Source organism: Phenylobacterium sp. (genome assembly GCF_046463815.1).
Taxonomy (GTDB): domain Bacteria; phylum Pseudomonadota; class Alphaproteobacteria; order Caulobacterales; family Caulobacteraceae; genus Phenylobacterium.
Genome location: NZ_JBKBRO010000010.1, coordinates 85,672 through 98,737, shown reverse-complemented (window position 1 = coordinate 98,737; position 13,066 = coordinate 85,672). Strand labels below are relative to the sequence as shown.

At 72.6% G+C, this 13,066-nt stretch carries 17 protein-coding genes; 10 read left to right on the top strand and 7 right to left on the bottom strand.

Annotation, left to right across the window (positions count from 1 at the left end):
* Position 1: 1 nt before the first annotated feature.
* From ACK4TT_RS08690 to ACK4TT_RS08680, 3 genes are read right to left on the bottom strand one after another with little or no spacing between them, the layout of a single operon-like run.
* Positions 2–619 carry a carbonic anhydrase gene (locus ACK4TT_RS08690; RefSeq protein WP_409638402.1) on the bottom strand — a complete coding sequence of 206 codons (618 nt, stop codon included), beginning with the start codon at positions 617–619 and terminating at the stop codon, positions 2–4.
* Entirely contained in the window at positions 619–1,257 is a 639-nt protein-coding gene (gene maiA / locus ACK4TT_RS08685) for a maleylacetoacetate isomerase (protein ID WP_409638399.1), read from the bottom strand. The genes ACK4TT_RS08690 and maiA overlap by 1 nt, the downstream gene beginning before the upstream one ends.
* On the bottom strand, positions 1,257–1,937 hold the full coding sequence (locus ACK4TT_RS08680) for a fumarylacetoacetate hydrolase family protein (protein WP_409638396.1): 681 nt from the start codon (positions 1,935–1,937) through the stop codon (positions 1,257–1,259). The genes maiA and ACK4TT_RS08680 overlap by 1 nt, the downstream gene beginning before the upstream one ends.
* Before the next feature lie 89 nt (positions 1,938–2,026).
* On the opposite strand from ACK4TT_RS08680, the gene ACK4TT_RS08675 reads away from it, so the two are divergent.
* A complete protein-coding gene (locus ACK4TT_RS08675) occupies positions 2,027–3,250 on the top strand; it encodes a CaiB/BaiF CoA transferase family protein (RefSeq protein ID WP_409638393.1) in 1,224 nt (407 codons plus the stop codon).
* A 167-nt stretch (positions 3,251–3,417) separates the two neighbouring features.
* On the opposite strand, the gene ACK4TT_RS08670 is transcribed toward ACK4TT_RS08675, so the two are convergent.
* Positions 3,418–4,842, bottom strand: a complete 1,425-nt coding sequence (locus tag ACK4TT_RS08670) for an HWE histidine kinase domain-containing protein (protein WP_409638390.1) — start codon at positions 4,840–4,842, stop codon at positions 3,418–3,420.
* A gap of 143 nt (positions 4,843–4,985) precedes the next feature.
* Here ACK4TT_RS08670 and ACK4TT_RS08665 point away from each other — a divergent pair, with 143 nt between their 5' ends.
* The 3 genes from ACK4TT_RS08665 (at position 4,986) to ACK4TT_RS08655 (ending at position 5,935) form a co-directional block, all read left to right on the top strand.
* Complete coding sequence (locus tag ACK4TT_RS08665; RefSeq protein WP_409638387.1) at positions 4,986–5,300, top strand: glycine zipper domain-containing protein; 315 nt, start codon at positions 4,986–4,988, stop codon at positions 5,298–5,300.
* On the top strand, positions 5,297–5,686 hold the full coding sequence (locus ACK4TT_RS08660; RefSeq protein WP_409638384.1) for a hypothetical protein: 390 nt from the start codon (positions 5,297–5,299) through the stop codon (positions 5,684–5,686). The genes ACK4TT_RS08665 and ACK4TT_RS08660 overlap by 4 nt, the downstream gene beginning before the upstream one ends.
* Before the next feature lie 66 nt (positions 5,687–5,752).
* Positions 5,753–5,935 (top strand): DUF1328 domain-containing protein, encoded by a 183-nt coding sequence (locus ACK4TT_RS08655; RefSeq protein WP_409638381.1) that lies wholly within the window; start codon positions 5,753–5,755, stop codon positions 5,933–5,935.
* A 122-nt stretch (positions 5,936–6,057) separates the two neighbouring features.
* On the opposite strand, the gene ACK4TT_RS08650 is transcribed toward ACK4TT_RS08655, so the two are convergent.
* Together ACK4TT_RS08650 and ACK4TT_RS08645 are read right to left on the bottom strand one after the other, a co-directional pair.
* Positions 6,058–6,849, bottom strand: coding sequence for a metallophosphoesterase family protein (locus ACK4TT_RS08650; protein ID WP_409638378.1), 792 nt, complete (start codon positions 6,847–6,849; stop codon positions 6,058–6,060).
* Positions 6,850–6,851: 2 nt separating this feature from the next.
* Entirely contained in the window at positions 6,852–7,769 is a 918-nt protein-coding gene (locus ACK4TT_RS08645) for a diacylglycerol/lipid kinase family protein (RefSeq protein ID WP_409638482.1), read from the bottom strand.
* A gap of 275 nt (positions 7,770–8,044) precedes the next feature.
* On the opposite strand from ACK4TT_RS08645, the gene ACK4TT_RS08640 reads away from it, so the two are divergent.
* From ACK4TT_RS08640 to ACK4TT_RS08630, 3 genes are all read left to right on the top strand, one after another.
* On the top strand, positions 8,045–8,386 hold the full coding sequence (locus tag ACK4TT_RS08640) for a YMGG-like glycine zipper-containing protein (protein WP_409638375.1): 342 nt from the start codon (positions 8,045–8,047) through the stop codon (positions 8,384–8,386).
* Positions 8,387–8,830: 444 nt separating this feature from the next.
* Entirely contained in the window at positions 8,831–9,037 is a 207-nt protein-coding gene (locus ACK4TT_RS08635) for a hypothetical protein (protein WP_409638372.1), read from the top strand.
* Between the two features lie 10 nt (positions 9,038–9,047).
* Positions 9,048–9,374 (top strand): hypothetical protein, encoded by a 327-nt coding sequence (locus ACK4TT_RS08630; RefSeq protein ID WP_409638370.1) that lies wholly within the window; start codon positions 9,048–9,050, stop codon positions 9,372–9,374.
* 95 nt (positions 9,375–9,469) lie between these two features.
* Here the strand turns inward: ACK4TT_RS08630 and ACK4TT_RS08625 are convergent, their stop codons facing one another.
* A complete protein-coding gene (locus ACK4TT_RS08625; RefSeq protein WP_409638367.1) occupies positions 9,470–10,270 on the bottom strand; it encodes a response regulator in 801 nt (266 codons plus the stop codon).
* Positions 10,271–10,505: 235 nt separating this feature from the next.
* Here ACK4TT_RS08625 and ACK4TT_RS08620 point away from each other — a divergent pair, with 235 nt between their 5' ends.
* The 3 genes from ACK4TT_RS08620 (at position 10,506) to ACK4TT_RS08610 (ending at position 13,055) form a co-directional block, all read left to right on the top strand.
* Positions 10,506–10,694: a NepR family anti-sigma factor gene (locus tag ACK4TT_RS08620; protein WP_409638364.1), complete on the top strand. Its 189-nt coding sequence runs from the start codon at positions 10,506–10,508 to the stop codon at positions 10,692–10,694.
* Positions 10,694–11,287, top strand: coding sequence for a sigma-70 family RNA polymerase sigma factor (locus ACK4TT_RS08615; protein ID WP_409638361.1), 594 nt, complete (start codon positions 10,694–10,696; stop codon positions 11,285–11,287). Before ACK4TT_RS08620 ends, ACK4TT_RS08615 begins: the two co-directional genes overlap by 1 nt.
* 103 nt (positions 11,288–11,390) lie before the next feature.
* Positions 11,391–13,055 (top strand): sensor histidine kinase, encoded by a 1,665-nt coding sequence (locus tag ACK4TT_RS08610; protein WP_409638479.1) that lies wholly within the window; start codon positions 11,391–11,393, stop codon positions 13,053–13,055.
* Positions 13,056–13,066: the final 11 nt, after the last annotated feature.

The window sequence follows — 13,066 nt, the reverse complement described above, 5'->3', positions numbered from 1 at the left end:
CTCAGGGGTTGAGGCGGTCGAGCTCCGCGTGGCCGTGGACCGTCACGCCCAGGTCGTTCACCAGACCGTTCGACAGGGAATAGACCCAGCCGTGGACGGCCAGCTTCTGGCCCCGGGCCCAGGCGTCCTGGACGAAGACGTCCGAGGCCACGTTGCGCACCTGGCGGATCACGTTCAGCTCGACCAGGCGGTCCCAGCGGGCGCGGTCGTCGCCGATCTCCTCCAGCTCGTGGCGGTGGTCGTGGTGAACCTCGCGGATCGGATGCAGCCAGTGGTCCACGAGGCCCCGGCGCTGGCCGTCCACGGCGGCGGCCACGCCGCCGCAGCCGTAGTGGCCCACGACCAGGATGTGCTCGACCTTCAGCACGTCCACGGCGAACTGGAGCACCGAGAGGTAGTTGGCGTCCTGGGGCGGGGCGAGGTTGGCCACGTTGCGGTGGACGAACAGCTCGCCCGGATCGAGACCCACGATCTCGTTGGCCGGCACGCGGCTGTCGGCGCAGCCGATCCACAGGTACTTGGGCGCCTGCTGGCCCTCGAGGCGCTTGAAGAAGCCGGGGTCGACGGCGACCTTGCCGGCGGCCCAGTTGCGGTTGTTGTCCTTCAGATCGTCAAGCATCAGGCGGCGTCCGGTTGTCGCTCGGGGTGGGCGGCGGCGAAGGCCGGGTGGGCGGCGGCCCGCTCGGCTGCGGCGCGGATGGCGGGATAGGCCGAAAGGTCGACGCCGAAACGGCCGGCGGAATAGACCTGCGGGACCAGGCAGCAGTCGGCCAGGGTGGGACTCTCCCCGAAGGCGAAGCCGGCGCCGTGGCGGGCGATCATCGGCTCCAACGCCTCGAACCCGGCCGCGATCCAGCGCGCCGCCCAGGCATTGCGGCCGGCCTCGTCCACGCCCAGGCCGGCGAGCGCTTTGAGCACCCGCTGGTTGTTCAGGGGATGGATGTCGCAGGCCACGATCCCGGCCATGGCGCGGACCACCGCCCGGTCGGCCGCGCTCCGAGGCAGCAGCGGCGGTTCGGGATGGGTCTCCTCCAGCCACTCCAGGATGGCCAGGCTCTGGGTCAGCACGAGGCCGTCGTCCACCACGAGGGCGGGCGTCAGGCCCTGGGGATTGAGCCCCTTGTAGGCCGCGCCGTGCTGGTCGCCGGCGAGCAGGTTCACCGGGACGTAGTCGTAAGGGAGCCCCTTGAGGTGCAGCCCGATGCGGACGCGGTAGGGCGCGCCGGCCCGCCAGTAGCTGTGCAGCGCCAGCGCCATCAGGCCACCGTGAAGGAAAGCTTGCCCACGCCCTCGACCTCGCCCTCCACGCGGTCGCCGCGGACCAGCGGGCCGACGCCCTCGGGCGTGCCGGTGAAGATCAGGTCGCCGGGCGCCAGCGCCCACAGCCTGGAGGCCTCGGCGACGATCTCGGCCACGTTCCAGATCATGTCGGAAAGCTGGCCGTCCTGCCGCGTCTGGCCGTTCACCGACAGCGCGATGCGGCCCTGCGGCGGGGCGCCGCTCCAGCGGCGGATGGCCGAGACGGGGGCGGAATCGTCGAAGCCCTTGGCGGCGTCCCAGGGCCTGCCGGCCTCCTTGGCGGCGGCCTGCAGGTCGCGGCGGGTCAGGTCGACGCCGACCGCGTAGCCGAACACGAGGTCGAGCGCCTGCTCGGGCGCCACGTCGCGGCCCGGCCGGCCGACGGCCACCACCAGCTCGATCTCATGGTGCAGGTTGGCGGTCCGGGACGGATAGGCCGGGTCGCGGCCAGGGGGGACCACGGCGTCGGCCGGCTTGGTGAAGAAGAACGGCGGCTTGCGGTCGTCGCCGCCCATCTCGCGGCGGTGGGCGGCGTAGTTCTGGCCCACGCAGAGGATCCGGCGCACGGGAAAGGCCGCCGCCTCCCCTTCGACCGGGACCGTGGGGACGGGGGCGGGTGCGATCGCGAAGTCGGCCATGGGCGGGCATTTAGGCCGGGCGGGCGCGCAAGGGAACCCTACGCAACGTCAATCTCGCCCAGCGGCGCCCGCGGCGGTATGGCGGAGCCATGAGCGAGCCCCCCAATGCGCAAAGCCTCCCGACGGGTCCCCTGGCCGACCTCGTCGTCGTCGAGATGGGCACCCTGATCGCGGGACCCTTCTGCGGCCAGATCCTGGGCGACTTCGGCGCCTGCGTGATCAAGATCGAGGACCCGCGCAAGGGCGACCCCATGCGCCAGTGGGGCCGCAGCCTGCCCAAGGGCCTGTCTCCCTGGTGGCCGGTGATCGGGCGCAACAAGAAGTCGGTGGGCCTGGACCTGCGCACCCCCGAGGGCCAGGAGATCGCCCGCACGCTGATCGCGAAGGCGGACATCGTCATCGAGAACTTCCGCCCGGGCGCGATGGAGAAGTGGGGCCTGGGCTACGAGGCGCTGTCGAAGCTCAATCCGAAGCTGATCATGGCCCGGGTGTCGGGCTTCGGCCAGACCGGGCCCTACTCGCAGCGGGCGGGCTACGGCCTGATCGGCGAGGCCATGGGCGGCCTGCGCTACGTCACCGGCGAGCCCGACCGACCGCCGGCCCGGGCCGGCATCTCCATCGGCGACAGCCTGGCGGCCATGCACGCGGTCATGGGAATCCTCATGGCCCTGCACCACCGCGAGCGGACCGGCCGGGGCCAGGTGATCGACGCGGCCCTCTACGAGAGCGTGCTGGCGGTGATGGAGAACCTGGTCACCGAGTACGACCTGACCGGCTATGTCCGCGAGCGGTCGGGCTCGATCCTGCCCGGCATCGCGCCGTCCAACGCCTATCCATGCGCGAACGGCGAGCTGATCCTGATCGGCGGCAACGGCGACACGGTGTTCGCCCGGCTGACCGAGGCCATGGAGCGCCCGGACCTGAAGACCGATCCCAGGTTCGTGGACCATGCCAATCGCGGCGCGAACCAGGCCGAGCTCGACGGGATCATCGCCGAGTGGACGAGCGCCCGGCCTCTCGCCGAACTGCTGACCCTGCTGGAGGCCAAGGGCGTGCCGGCGAGCCGCGTGTTCCGCGCGCCGGACATGCTGGAGGACCCGCAGTACGCCGCCCGCGAGGCGATCGTCACCACCGAGCACCCGGTGTTCGGGCCGGTGAAGATGCAGAACGCCTTCCCGAAGCTCTCGGAGACGCCGGGCCGCGTGCGCTGGCCGGGACCGGCCCTGGGCCAGCACACCGACGAGGTGCTGAAGGCGCGGGCGGGGCTCACGGACGCGGCTCTGGCCGAGCTGCGCGCCAAGGGCGTCCTCTGAGCGCGCGGACGTGCGCGCCGAAGAGAGGTCGGGTCGCTTGATCCGGGCGATGTCCCGTGGCCGCCGGTCCGGCCCCCGCGGCTGGCCGCGGATCCTCGTCGCCAAGGTGTAAGGCATGGCTGGGGGAAGGCGAGGCGACGCCTTGTCTCAGGTCGTCCTGACGCGCGTCAGGACGTCGCGAGCAGCCCGGCCACGGCCGCCGCCACCTGGGTGATGTCGTAGGGCTTGCGGATCACCGGGGCGTCGAAGCCGCCGGGCGCGCCGCCGGCCTCGCCATAGCCGGTGGCGAAGACGAAGGGCACCTTGCGCTTGGACAGCGCCTCGGCCACCGGGGTGACCGAACGGCCGTTGAGGTTGGCGTCGAGGACGGCGGCGTCGATGGGCCGGTCCAGGAGGGCCATCGCCTCCTCCAGCTCGTAGGCGGGGCCCACCACCTCGGCCCCCGCCTCCGAAAGGCCGGTTTCCAGCTCCAGGGCCAGCAGCACCGCGTCCTCGACGATGAGGACGCGCGAGCCCTTCAGGCTGGCGGCGCCGTTGGCGGCGGCCACGGTCTCGGGAGGCCGGGGCGCCGGCGCCTCGGGGACCGTTTCGGGCCGGGGCGCGACGGCCTGGGCGCCGGCCCGCAGGCGGGCGCGCACGCCGCCCGGCTGATAGTCGATCTCGACCGCGCCGTTCAGCTCGCGGCCGGTCACCTGCTGCAGGAGCGTGGTCCCGAAGCCCTTGCGCCCGGGCGGGCTGACCCGCGGCCCGCCGGTTTCGGTCCAGGTGAGCTCGAAGCCTCCGTCGGGGAGCAGGCCCCAGCGGACGTCCACGTGGCCGGACTCGACCGAGAGCGCGCCGTATTTCACGGCGTTCACCGCCAGCTCATGCAGGGCCAGCGACAAGGCGTTGGCGGCGCGAGGCGTCAGGAAGAGTTCGGGACCTTCCAGGCTGGTCTGGCCGGGCGCCAGCGCCGACAGTTCGGCGGCGGCCAGGTGGTCCACCGCCGCGCCCCGCCAGCGGGCGGCGGTCAGCAGTTCGTTGGCCGAGGCCAGCGCCTTCAGCCGGCCGGCGAAGTTCTGCAGGAAGGCGGGCAGCGACGTGGTTCGCTTGGCCGTCTGGACCGCCAGGGCCTGGACCGTGGCCAGCACGTTCTTCACCCGATGGTCAAGCTCGGCCATGAGCTGCTGGCGCCGCTCCTCCTCCAGGCGGCGGCCGGTGACGTCCTCGACGATGCCGGTGATGCTGGCGGGCTCGCCGTCGGGGCCGCGGACGATGATCCCGGCCACCCGCACCCAGATCACGCGGCCGTCGTCGGGCCGGATGTGGCGGAACTCGCTGTCGAAGGCGTCGCGCTCGGCGAGGTCGGCCTCGCGGGTGCGGGCGAGCCGCTCGCGATCGTCGGGATGGACCAGCCGGTCGAGGCCGCGGCCGCCCTCGGCGGGCGTCTCGCCCGGCTCTATGCCGATGATGGCGGCCATGCGCGGGCTGACCACGAAGACGTCGCGGGCGAAATCCCATTCGAACTCGCCCAGACCGGCGGCCTGGAGGGCCAGCTCCAGGCGCCGTTCCTGACCTTCGGTCTGACCTGGGCCCACCGTTCGGCGCGTCATCGCCCATACATAGGCAATGGCGGCGGCCGGCGCGACCACGTTTCTCCGTGAACGGCCCGCTCACCGGGAGGGCTGTCTTTGCGGCGTCATCGGAAGCCGCCTATGCTGGAGCCCCCTGAAGCCCAGTCCAGCCGGAGGCCCCCATGCCCCCCAAGACCACCGAGTCCACGCCCGAAGAGGTCACCGCCGCCGCGGCCAACGACGTCGCCCGGCTCTCGGCCGAGGCCCAGCGGGTGATCGGCGAAGCCGCCACGCGCATCGAGGCGGCCGTGCAGGAAGGGCTGGAGCAGCTCCGCGCCCAGTCGCGGGTCTATGCCGACGCCGCCGGCCAGCACCTGGAAGACGCGGGCGAATACGTCAGCGACCAGGTCCGCGCCCGCCCGCTCGCCGCCACCGGCCTGGCGCTGGGCGTGGGCGTCGCCATCGGCCTCCTGCTGGCCCAGGCGGGCCGCCGTTGAACGCCAGGCGCCTGCTGAACCTGGCGGCCGCCTTCGCGGCGGTCGCGGCGGCGGCCGTGGCGTGCGTCATCGCCGCCGCCTTCGCCGTCTATGCGACGGCGCGCGTCTGGCTGGGCCCGGCGGGCGGCGCGGCGGTGACCGCCGCCGTCTTCGCCGTGGTCGCGGTGGGGATCGCCGTCCTCGCCACCCGCAAGGTCGCACCCGAGCAGGCCGCCGAGGACGTCTCGCTGGTGGACCGCCTGATGCAGATGGCCAAGGAGCGTCCGCTGATCGCCGCCGGCGCGGCGGCCGCCATCCTGACGATCGTCGTGCGCAATCCGGGCGTCCTGACGGCGGTGCTCTCGGCGTTCCTGGCCGGCCAGGCCGCCAAGCCCGACGGCAAGTAGCGGAACGGCCGCCCCCATCGAGCGTTGCCTTGCCGCAGGCGCTTCGGCCTGCGCTGGAGACATCCCATGCTCGGTTGGGCCCTCACCTTCCTGGTGGTCGCGCTGATCGCGGGCGTGCTCGGCTTCACGACGGTGGCCGGCGCCGCGATCTCGATCGCCAAGATCCTGTTCTTCGTCTTCCTGGTGCTGTTCCTGGTCTCGATCGTCATGCACGTCGTGCGCGGCCGGGGCGTGGGGCCCATGCCCTAGGCCGAGGCGCTAGAGCGCGTTAGGCGAAAGTGTAAGCGGTTTCGCCGCTTGAACGCGCTCTACACCTTTGAATCTAGAGCACGATTCAGCGTTCAGGCGATCCCGCCTGAACCCATCGTGCTCTAGGACGGCGTTCTGCGGTCCAGCGACCAGGTCCGGAAGGGCTCGTAGCGCGAGCCCTTCCAGGCCAGCGCGGTGACGCGGAAGCAGGCGTCCTCGATCTCGACCACGTTGAAGCCCGGCGGCGCGCCGCGCTCGCGCACCGACAGCGTGCCCGCCCCCACCGCATAGGTGCGCCCGTCGCCGTAAGGGTAGGGCCAGGCGAAGGGCGCGTGGATGTGCCCGGAGAGCACCAGGTCCACGCGCGCCCCGGCGAAGGCCGCCGCCGCCGCCTCCCCGCCCCAGACCCGGGCCGTCATCGGCCCGCCCAGCATCTCGATCAGCGGGTGGTGGACGACCACGATCCGCACGCAGTCCGCCGCCTGACCGGCCAGCCAGGCGGCCGCCTCCCGGGCCTGGGCGCCCGAGATCTGGCCCTTGGACCAGTTGAGCCGGGGCTGGGCGCCCCGGGCGGTGTTGACGCCGCGCACCGCGAAGCCGCCGCCCAGCCAGCTCTGGGCCGGGGCCGGACCGATCCAGCGCTCGAAGCGGCGGAAGGGGGCGAAGAGGCGTTCGGCCCAGGCGAGATAGGGGGCGTCGTGGTTGCCGGGCGTGACCAGGCGCTGCCCGGGCAGGGCGTCGAGCCAGGCGCGGGCCTTCTCGAACTCCCGGACCTCGCCATAGCGGGTGAGGTCGCCCGAGACGACCACGAGGTCGAAGCGGCCGGCGGCCAGGTGCTCGGCGGCGGCGGCCACGGCGGCCTCGTTCTCGCCCCCGAAGTGGATGTCGGAGAGGTGCGCCAGGCGGATGGTCACGGTCACATGTCCCCTGCGCGGACGTCTGGGGGGATCGACAGGATGCGGGCCACCGCCGGGTCGTAGCGGACCTCGGTGAGAGACTTCAGGCGCACCGACTCGCCGTCCAGCACCGCCGGGATCGACCGGGCCGACCAGACGCGGGCGAGCTGGCAGCGGCGGCTCTCCACGGCCGGATCGTCGCGCCAGTCGCGGACCAGGGCGTTGATCCCCAGCCGGAAGGCGTCGGCGGCCCCTCGGACGTTGAGGGCCGCGGCCTCGAGGGCCCGCTCCTCGTCGGCCAGCGCCCGGGACGTCACCGGGCACATGAAGACCAGCGCCTCGGCCTTCTCGCGCGGGGCGCTGTCCAGGATGTAGCGCAGGCGGCCGGTGAAGGCGCGCCGGAGCGCCCGCCGGGCCCGCACCCAGGCGAGCCGCCGCCGCCCGTAGCGCGCGGCCTCCCGCGCCGGCGCCCAGAGGGCGGGCGACCCCAGGATGGCGGCCACCATGAACTTGTGGCCCTCGACCTCGCCGCCGCCGATCAGCCGCTCCTCGCCCTGGTCCAGCGCGATGGTCAAGGCGTCCTGCCAGGGCCGGGCGCCGTAGATGGCGTGGGGGAGCATGTTCATGGTGCCGCCGGGCAGCGGGGCCACCACCGGGCCGTCGGGGCCGCACATCTCGGCGGCGGCGCGGGCCGTGCCGTCCCCGGCCAGCACGACCAGCAGGTCGGGCGCGGCGTCCACGGCGCGACGCAGGCACTCGCCCAGCTCTTCCGTGGCCGGCGCGCAGACGTTCGCGGGCACGCCGAAGTCGGCGAAGATCTTCTTCGCCGCCTGCGGAGCGTCGGCGTCGACGCTCCCGGATGCGACATTGGCGACGACCTCGACCCGCCGGAAGCGCGGCCTCGTCCCCCTCGCAGGCGCGTCAGCGGAGCCGGTCAGTCGCGTCGGTCCCGTCGTTTGGAGTGGCTGTCGAAATCATGCCTCGTCGATCGCACGGCTGGCGTCGCGTCTCGGCGCGCGAGGTCCGTTTCGTCGGGATATGCAACCATCGCCAAGCCCTCCTTGGGCGATCGCGGGAACGATCCGGCGATGCAACGACCACGCCCACGCTTGGTTCCGGTCGTGCTCCGGCCATGTTTTCGGCCATGTTTCGGGCGGAACTGCCAAGCTTGAGATGCGTTTGTGTGCGGGGGACACGGAAGGAGAGCCAAGGAATGCTCAAGCCTATGATCGCCCTGGCGGGCGCCGGCCTGCTGGCCGCGGCCTGCACCGCCACCGGGAACACGGAACGCAACGCCGTCGGCGGAGCTGCGCTGGGCGCCTTGACGGGCGCCGCCATCGGCGCGGTGTCCGGCGATGTCGGCGTGGGCACCGGCGCGGCGGTCGGCGCCGGCGTCGGCGCCGTGGCCGGTGCGGTGAAGGGCTGCCGCGACGACGGCGGCTGCGGCGCGGCGCCCGCCAACCGTCGCCAGTACTACGACGAGCGCGCCGGCCGGTACTACTACTACGACCCGGGCACGGGCCGGTACTACTGGGAGAATGGCACGCCCCGCTGACGGGCGCACGCACCCCGTGAGGACGCAGAGGGCGGTCGGAGGTCTCCGGCCGCCCTTTTCCGTTCGGACGAAGACCGACAGGAGGGGCCGATGGGGATGAAAACGGGCGTGGTCCCGAAAACCGAAAAGAATGGGCGGGTCCTGTCGGACCCGCTCCCGAAAACCGAAAAGAAGGGGCGGGTCCTGTCGGACCCGCCCAGGGGTGCATCATCGAGAAAAGGGGTGCGGAGACGGCAGACTGGCATGCTCGCCAGTCTCAAGTCGGGGGGGGGGCGTCGCCGCCTCCGCATGGCCTAAAACACACGGGCCCTGGATGCGTTCCAGGCGCGATCAACTTTTTTCGGGCCCGCCGCGCCGCACCCGCGGAGGAACATGGTCAAGGCGCCGGGCGTTTGAGCCCCTGGCGGGACGCCGCGCGAGGCGCCCGCGAGGAAAGGGCCCGTCATGCGCAATTCCTTCGCGGCCCGCGAGGGCGCCCGGCTCCTGAAGACGCCGAGCCCACGCCGGCGGGCGGGGCGACGCCGGCTCGCGGCGGTCTGCGGCGTGCTCGCGCTGGCGCTCGCCAGCGGCCTGATCGGCTCGCTCACCGCCGGCGGACAAGACCCCCGGAGCCCAGAGACTGGCCCCTTCAGCTACTTCCCGCACCAGTAAGGAGATGTCGATGGCGTCCTCGACGCGCGAGACCACGCGGCCGATCCTCGGAGCCACCCGGGCCCGGCAGGGCCGCTTCGGCCGCCATGTGTTCTGGGTGCTGCTGTTCGGGACGCTGCTGGCCGCCCTGGGCCTGTTCGCGGCCTGGACCTGGCGGTCAGGCGACCTGGCCTCCACCAATTCGAACAACGGGCCCTCCAGCGCCGCCGAAGCGTTCCGCGCGCCCGAGCCCGCCCCGATCCAGTCGGCTGTCGAGGGCCAGGTGAACGACACACCCGACCATATCGCGCCGGCCGGCAAGACCCCTTCCGGCGGCGGCTCCTCGCCCACGCCCTAGGCGCTCCATCCCCCCGCGGGCAGGAAAAAGGGCGCCGCTCCGGCCGGGAGCGGCGCCCTCTTCGTTCGATCCGTCGTTCGACCCCAGCCCGGGCGTCAGGCGGCGCGCTTGCTCGCCTTCCGGGGATGGAAGAACAGCGCCTGGCCGATGGCGGCCTTCACCGTCTCGGGCTGGAAGGGCTTGGTGATCAGGAACGTGGGCTCGGGCCGCTCGCCGGTGAGCAGGCGTTCGGGGAAGGCCGTGATGAAGATCACCGGCACGTCGTAGCGGGCGAGGATGTCCTTCACCGCGTCGATGCCCGACGAGCCGTCAGCGAGCTGGATGTCGGCCAGCACGAGGCCGGGGGTCTTGCGGGCGACCGCGTCCACGGCCTCGGTGCGGGTGGCGGCGATGTCGACCACCGTATGGCCCAGCTCCTTCACCAGCGCCTCGATGTCGGCGGCGATGACCGGCTCGTCCTCGATGATGAGGACGTCGGTGGCCAGCTCGGCGTCGATCTCGGCCTGGGCCTCGGCGATCAGCCGCTCCACCTCGGCGAAGTCGGCGTCCAGGATCTGGGCGGCCTCGGACGGGGTGAAGCCTTCAAGGGCGGTGAGCAGGAAGGCCTGGCGCGACCGCGGCGCGATGCGCATCAGCCGGCGAGTGGTGTCGTCGGCGACGGCGTCGTCCTCCTGCGGCCCCTCGAGCTGGGCGCCCGAGGTGCACCAGATGGCGTGGAACACATGGTAGAGCGCCACGCGCGGGGTCATGTCGGCTTCCAGCACGCGCTCGCCCGCGGCCAGCGCCTCGAGCGCCACGCGGACGTAATGATCGCCGGTCGCCTGGTCGCCCGTCAGTGCGCGGGCGTAACGGCGCACATAGGGAAGATGCGGCGCCAGTCGGGCTAGAAGACTCAAAGGTGACCCCTCCCGTTTTCAAGGATCGGAAAGCGGCAGCCCCGCGCAGGAGCCTTCGCCCCCGCCCTGGCGCCATGATGCTCCGGAAACGTGTCCGTTGGGAACCGGTTCCATTGTGGACCGGCTTTCCGCATCTTGTGGTTCCGGATCGGGAACCTGACGCGGATTTGAAACGTTGGACGGCGACAAGGAACCAGAGAGGGGGCGGCCGCCGCACGAGCGGAGCGCCGACGACATGATAGAAGAGCGTCCCACACCGGATCGTGGCCGGCCGTCCGCGGCCCTGGACGAAGCCCGCCTGCGCCAGCAGGCGATCGGCGTCCGCCTGCGCCAGTTGTTCGACGAAGTGGTCAACGAGAAGGTCCCGGACGAGTTCCTGGAGATCCTGCGGCGGGCCGACGAGCGCAGCTCGGAGAAGGGCTGATGGGAGTCCGCGCCGAAACCTCTCCGGCCAACGACGAGGCCTTCAAGCGCGAGCTCGTGCAGCTCATCCCGCACCTGCGCGCCTTCGCCCGCACGCTTTGCGGCGATCCCGCCGCGGCCGACGACCTGGCGCAGGACGCCATGATGAAGGCCTGGGACGCCCGCCAGAGTTTCCAGATGGGCACCAACATGAAGGCCTGGACCTTCATGATCCTTCGCAACCAGTTCTATTCCGAGAAGCGCCGGTCGTGGCGCCAGAGCCAGCTCGACCAGGAGGCCGCCGAACGGACCCTGGTGGCGGTGGACGATCCGGAGGCTCCGGTCGCCCTCGACGAGTTGCGCCAGGGCCTTTCCATGCTGCCGCCGGAACAGCGCGAAGCGCTGATCCTGGTGGGCGCCGGGGGCTTCGCCTACGAGGAGGCGGCCGAGATCTGCGGCTGCGCGGTGGGCACCGTGAAGAGCCGGGTGAGCCGGGCCCGGCGCGCGCTGCACGCGATCCTGGACGAGGGCGCGTACGACCGCGACGGCGCGGCCGCGGGCGACGCCATGCGCTCTATCCTGGCGGATGCGGAACGGCTAAGCACCGTCCGGTAGGGACGGAACCGGGCCGTTGAAGACCAGCCTGCCCTGGGGGTCGTTGAGCACCATCCGGGTCCGCCTGACGGCGGCCCTGGCGGCGGCGCTGCTGCCGGTCCTGATGCTCGGCGCCCTGCAGTCCGTGATCGGCTTCCAGCGCGAAGGCCGCGTGCTGCGCGAGAACCTCGGTTTCGCGGCCGAGCGCAGCGCGGCGACCGCCCGCGCGCGGATGGAAAGCGCCGACGTCCTGCTGCAGACGCTGGCGCCGGGGGCCGTGGGGTTCCAGTGCGCCCAGCGCCTGGGGCAGGCGGCCAGCCGCATCCCCGGCTACCTGAACCTGATCCGCTTCGACCGTCAGGGGCGGGTGGTCTGCGCGGCGGGCTCGGTCCCGGCCGACCCGCAACGGGCCCTTAGGCCCTGGTTCAGCCGGCTCCGGGCGGGAGACGCCCTCGTCATCACCCGCGACCCCGGCTCGCCCTACGCCCCCGAGCCCGCGGTTCTGACGGCGGCGCGCGCCACGGCGGCCGACGGCCGGTTCGACGGCGCCTTCGTGGCGGTCATCGCGCTCTCCAGCCTGCAGCCCTCGGTGGGCGATCCCTCCCTGCCAAAGGGCGCCGAGGTAGGCCTGGTCGAGAAGACCGGCCGCTACATCACCGTCACGGCGCCTGGCGCCTTCCCCAACCTCCCCCGCGACTGGCGGGCCAGGGTGCAGGCCGAGGGCTCGCTCGTCTGGTACGGCCGCGACGCCGAGGGCCGCCGCCGGGTCTATTCCGCCGCGCCGGTGGTGGGCGATGAGGTCTATGTGGTGCTCTCGGCCCAGTCGCCGGGCATCCTCTCGTGGGCCTGGCTGAATCCGCTGACCGGTCTCCTCTTCCCGCTGCTCACCTTCGCGCTGGCGCTCGCGGCCGTCTCGGTGGCCGCCGATCGGGTGGTGGTGCGCTGGATCACCTACCTCCAGCGCATCGCCGCGCTCTACGCCCGCGGTCGGCTCAGCGTGCGTCCCGTGCAGGCCGAACGGATGCCGCCCGAGATCCGCGAGCTGGCCGAGACCATGGAGGACATGGCCGACGCCATCGTGGGCCGCGACGCCTCCCTGCGCGACAGCCTGGCCCAGAAGGACGCGCTGATGCGCGAGATCCACCACCGGGTGAAGAACAACCTGCAGGTCATCTCGTCCCTGCTCAACATGCAGCAGCGGTCGCTGGCCGATCCCGCCGCCCGCTCGGCCATGAGCGACACCCGTCAGCGGATCACGGCGCTGGCCCTCATCTACCGCGCGCTCTACCAGGGCCCCGACCTGAAGCGGGTGGACCTGCGGCCGTTCCTGGAGGAGCTGACCGCCCAGCTCGTCTCGGGCGAGCTGATCCACGGGCCGGCCGTCCGCACGGAGCTCGCCGTCGATCCGCTGGTCATCGATCCCGACCGGCTGGCGCCGCTGGCCCTGTTCGCGGTCGAGGCGATCACCAACGCCCAGAAGCACGCGTTCCTTGGACGGGGCGGCGTGCTGACCGTCGCCTTCACCGTGCGGGGCGAGGAGGCCGAACTGGAGATTTCGGACGACGGTTCCGCGCCTGACAACGCCCTGGCCGCCGCCGGCGTCGGACGCACGCTGATGACGGCCTTCGCGCGTCAGCTTCGCGGACGGGCGGAACTGGTGCGCAATCCGGCGGGCGGCGTCACCGCCCGGCTGGTCTTCCCGACCCCGGCCGCCGACGGGCCTCCGACGCCCGCCCGGGGGGGACCAGGCCGCGGAAACAAGGCGGGGGGGAACCAGGCCGCGGCCTAGGCGTTGCGGCG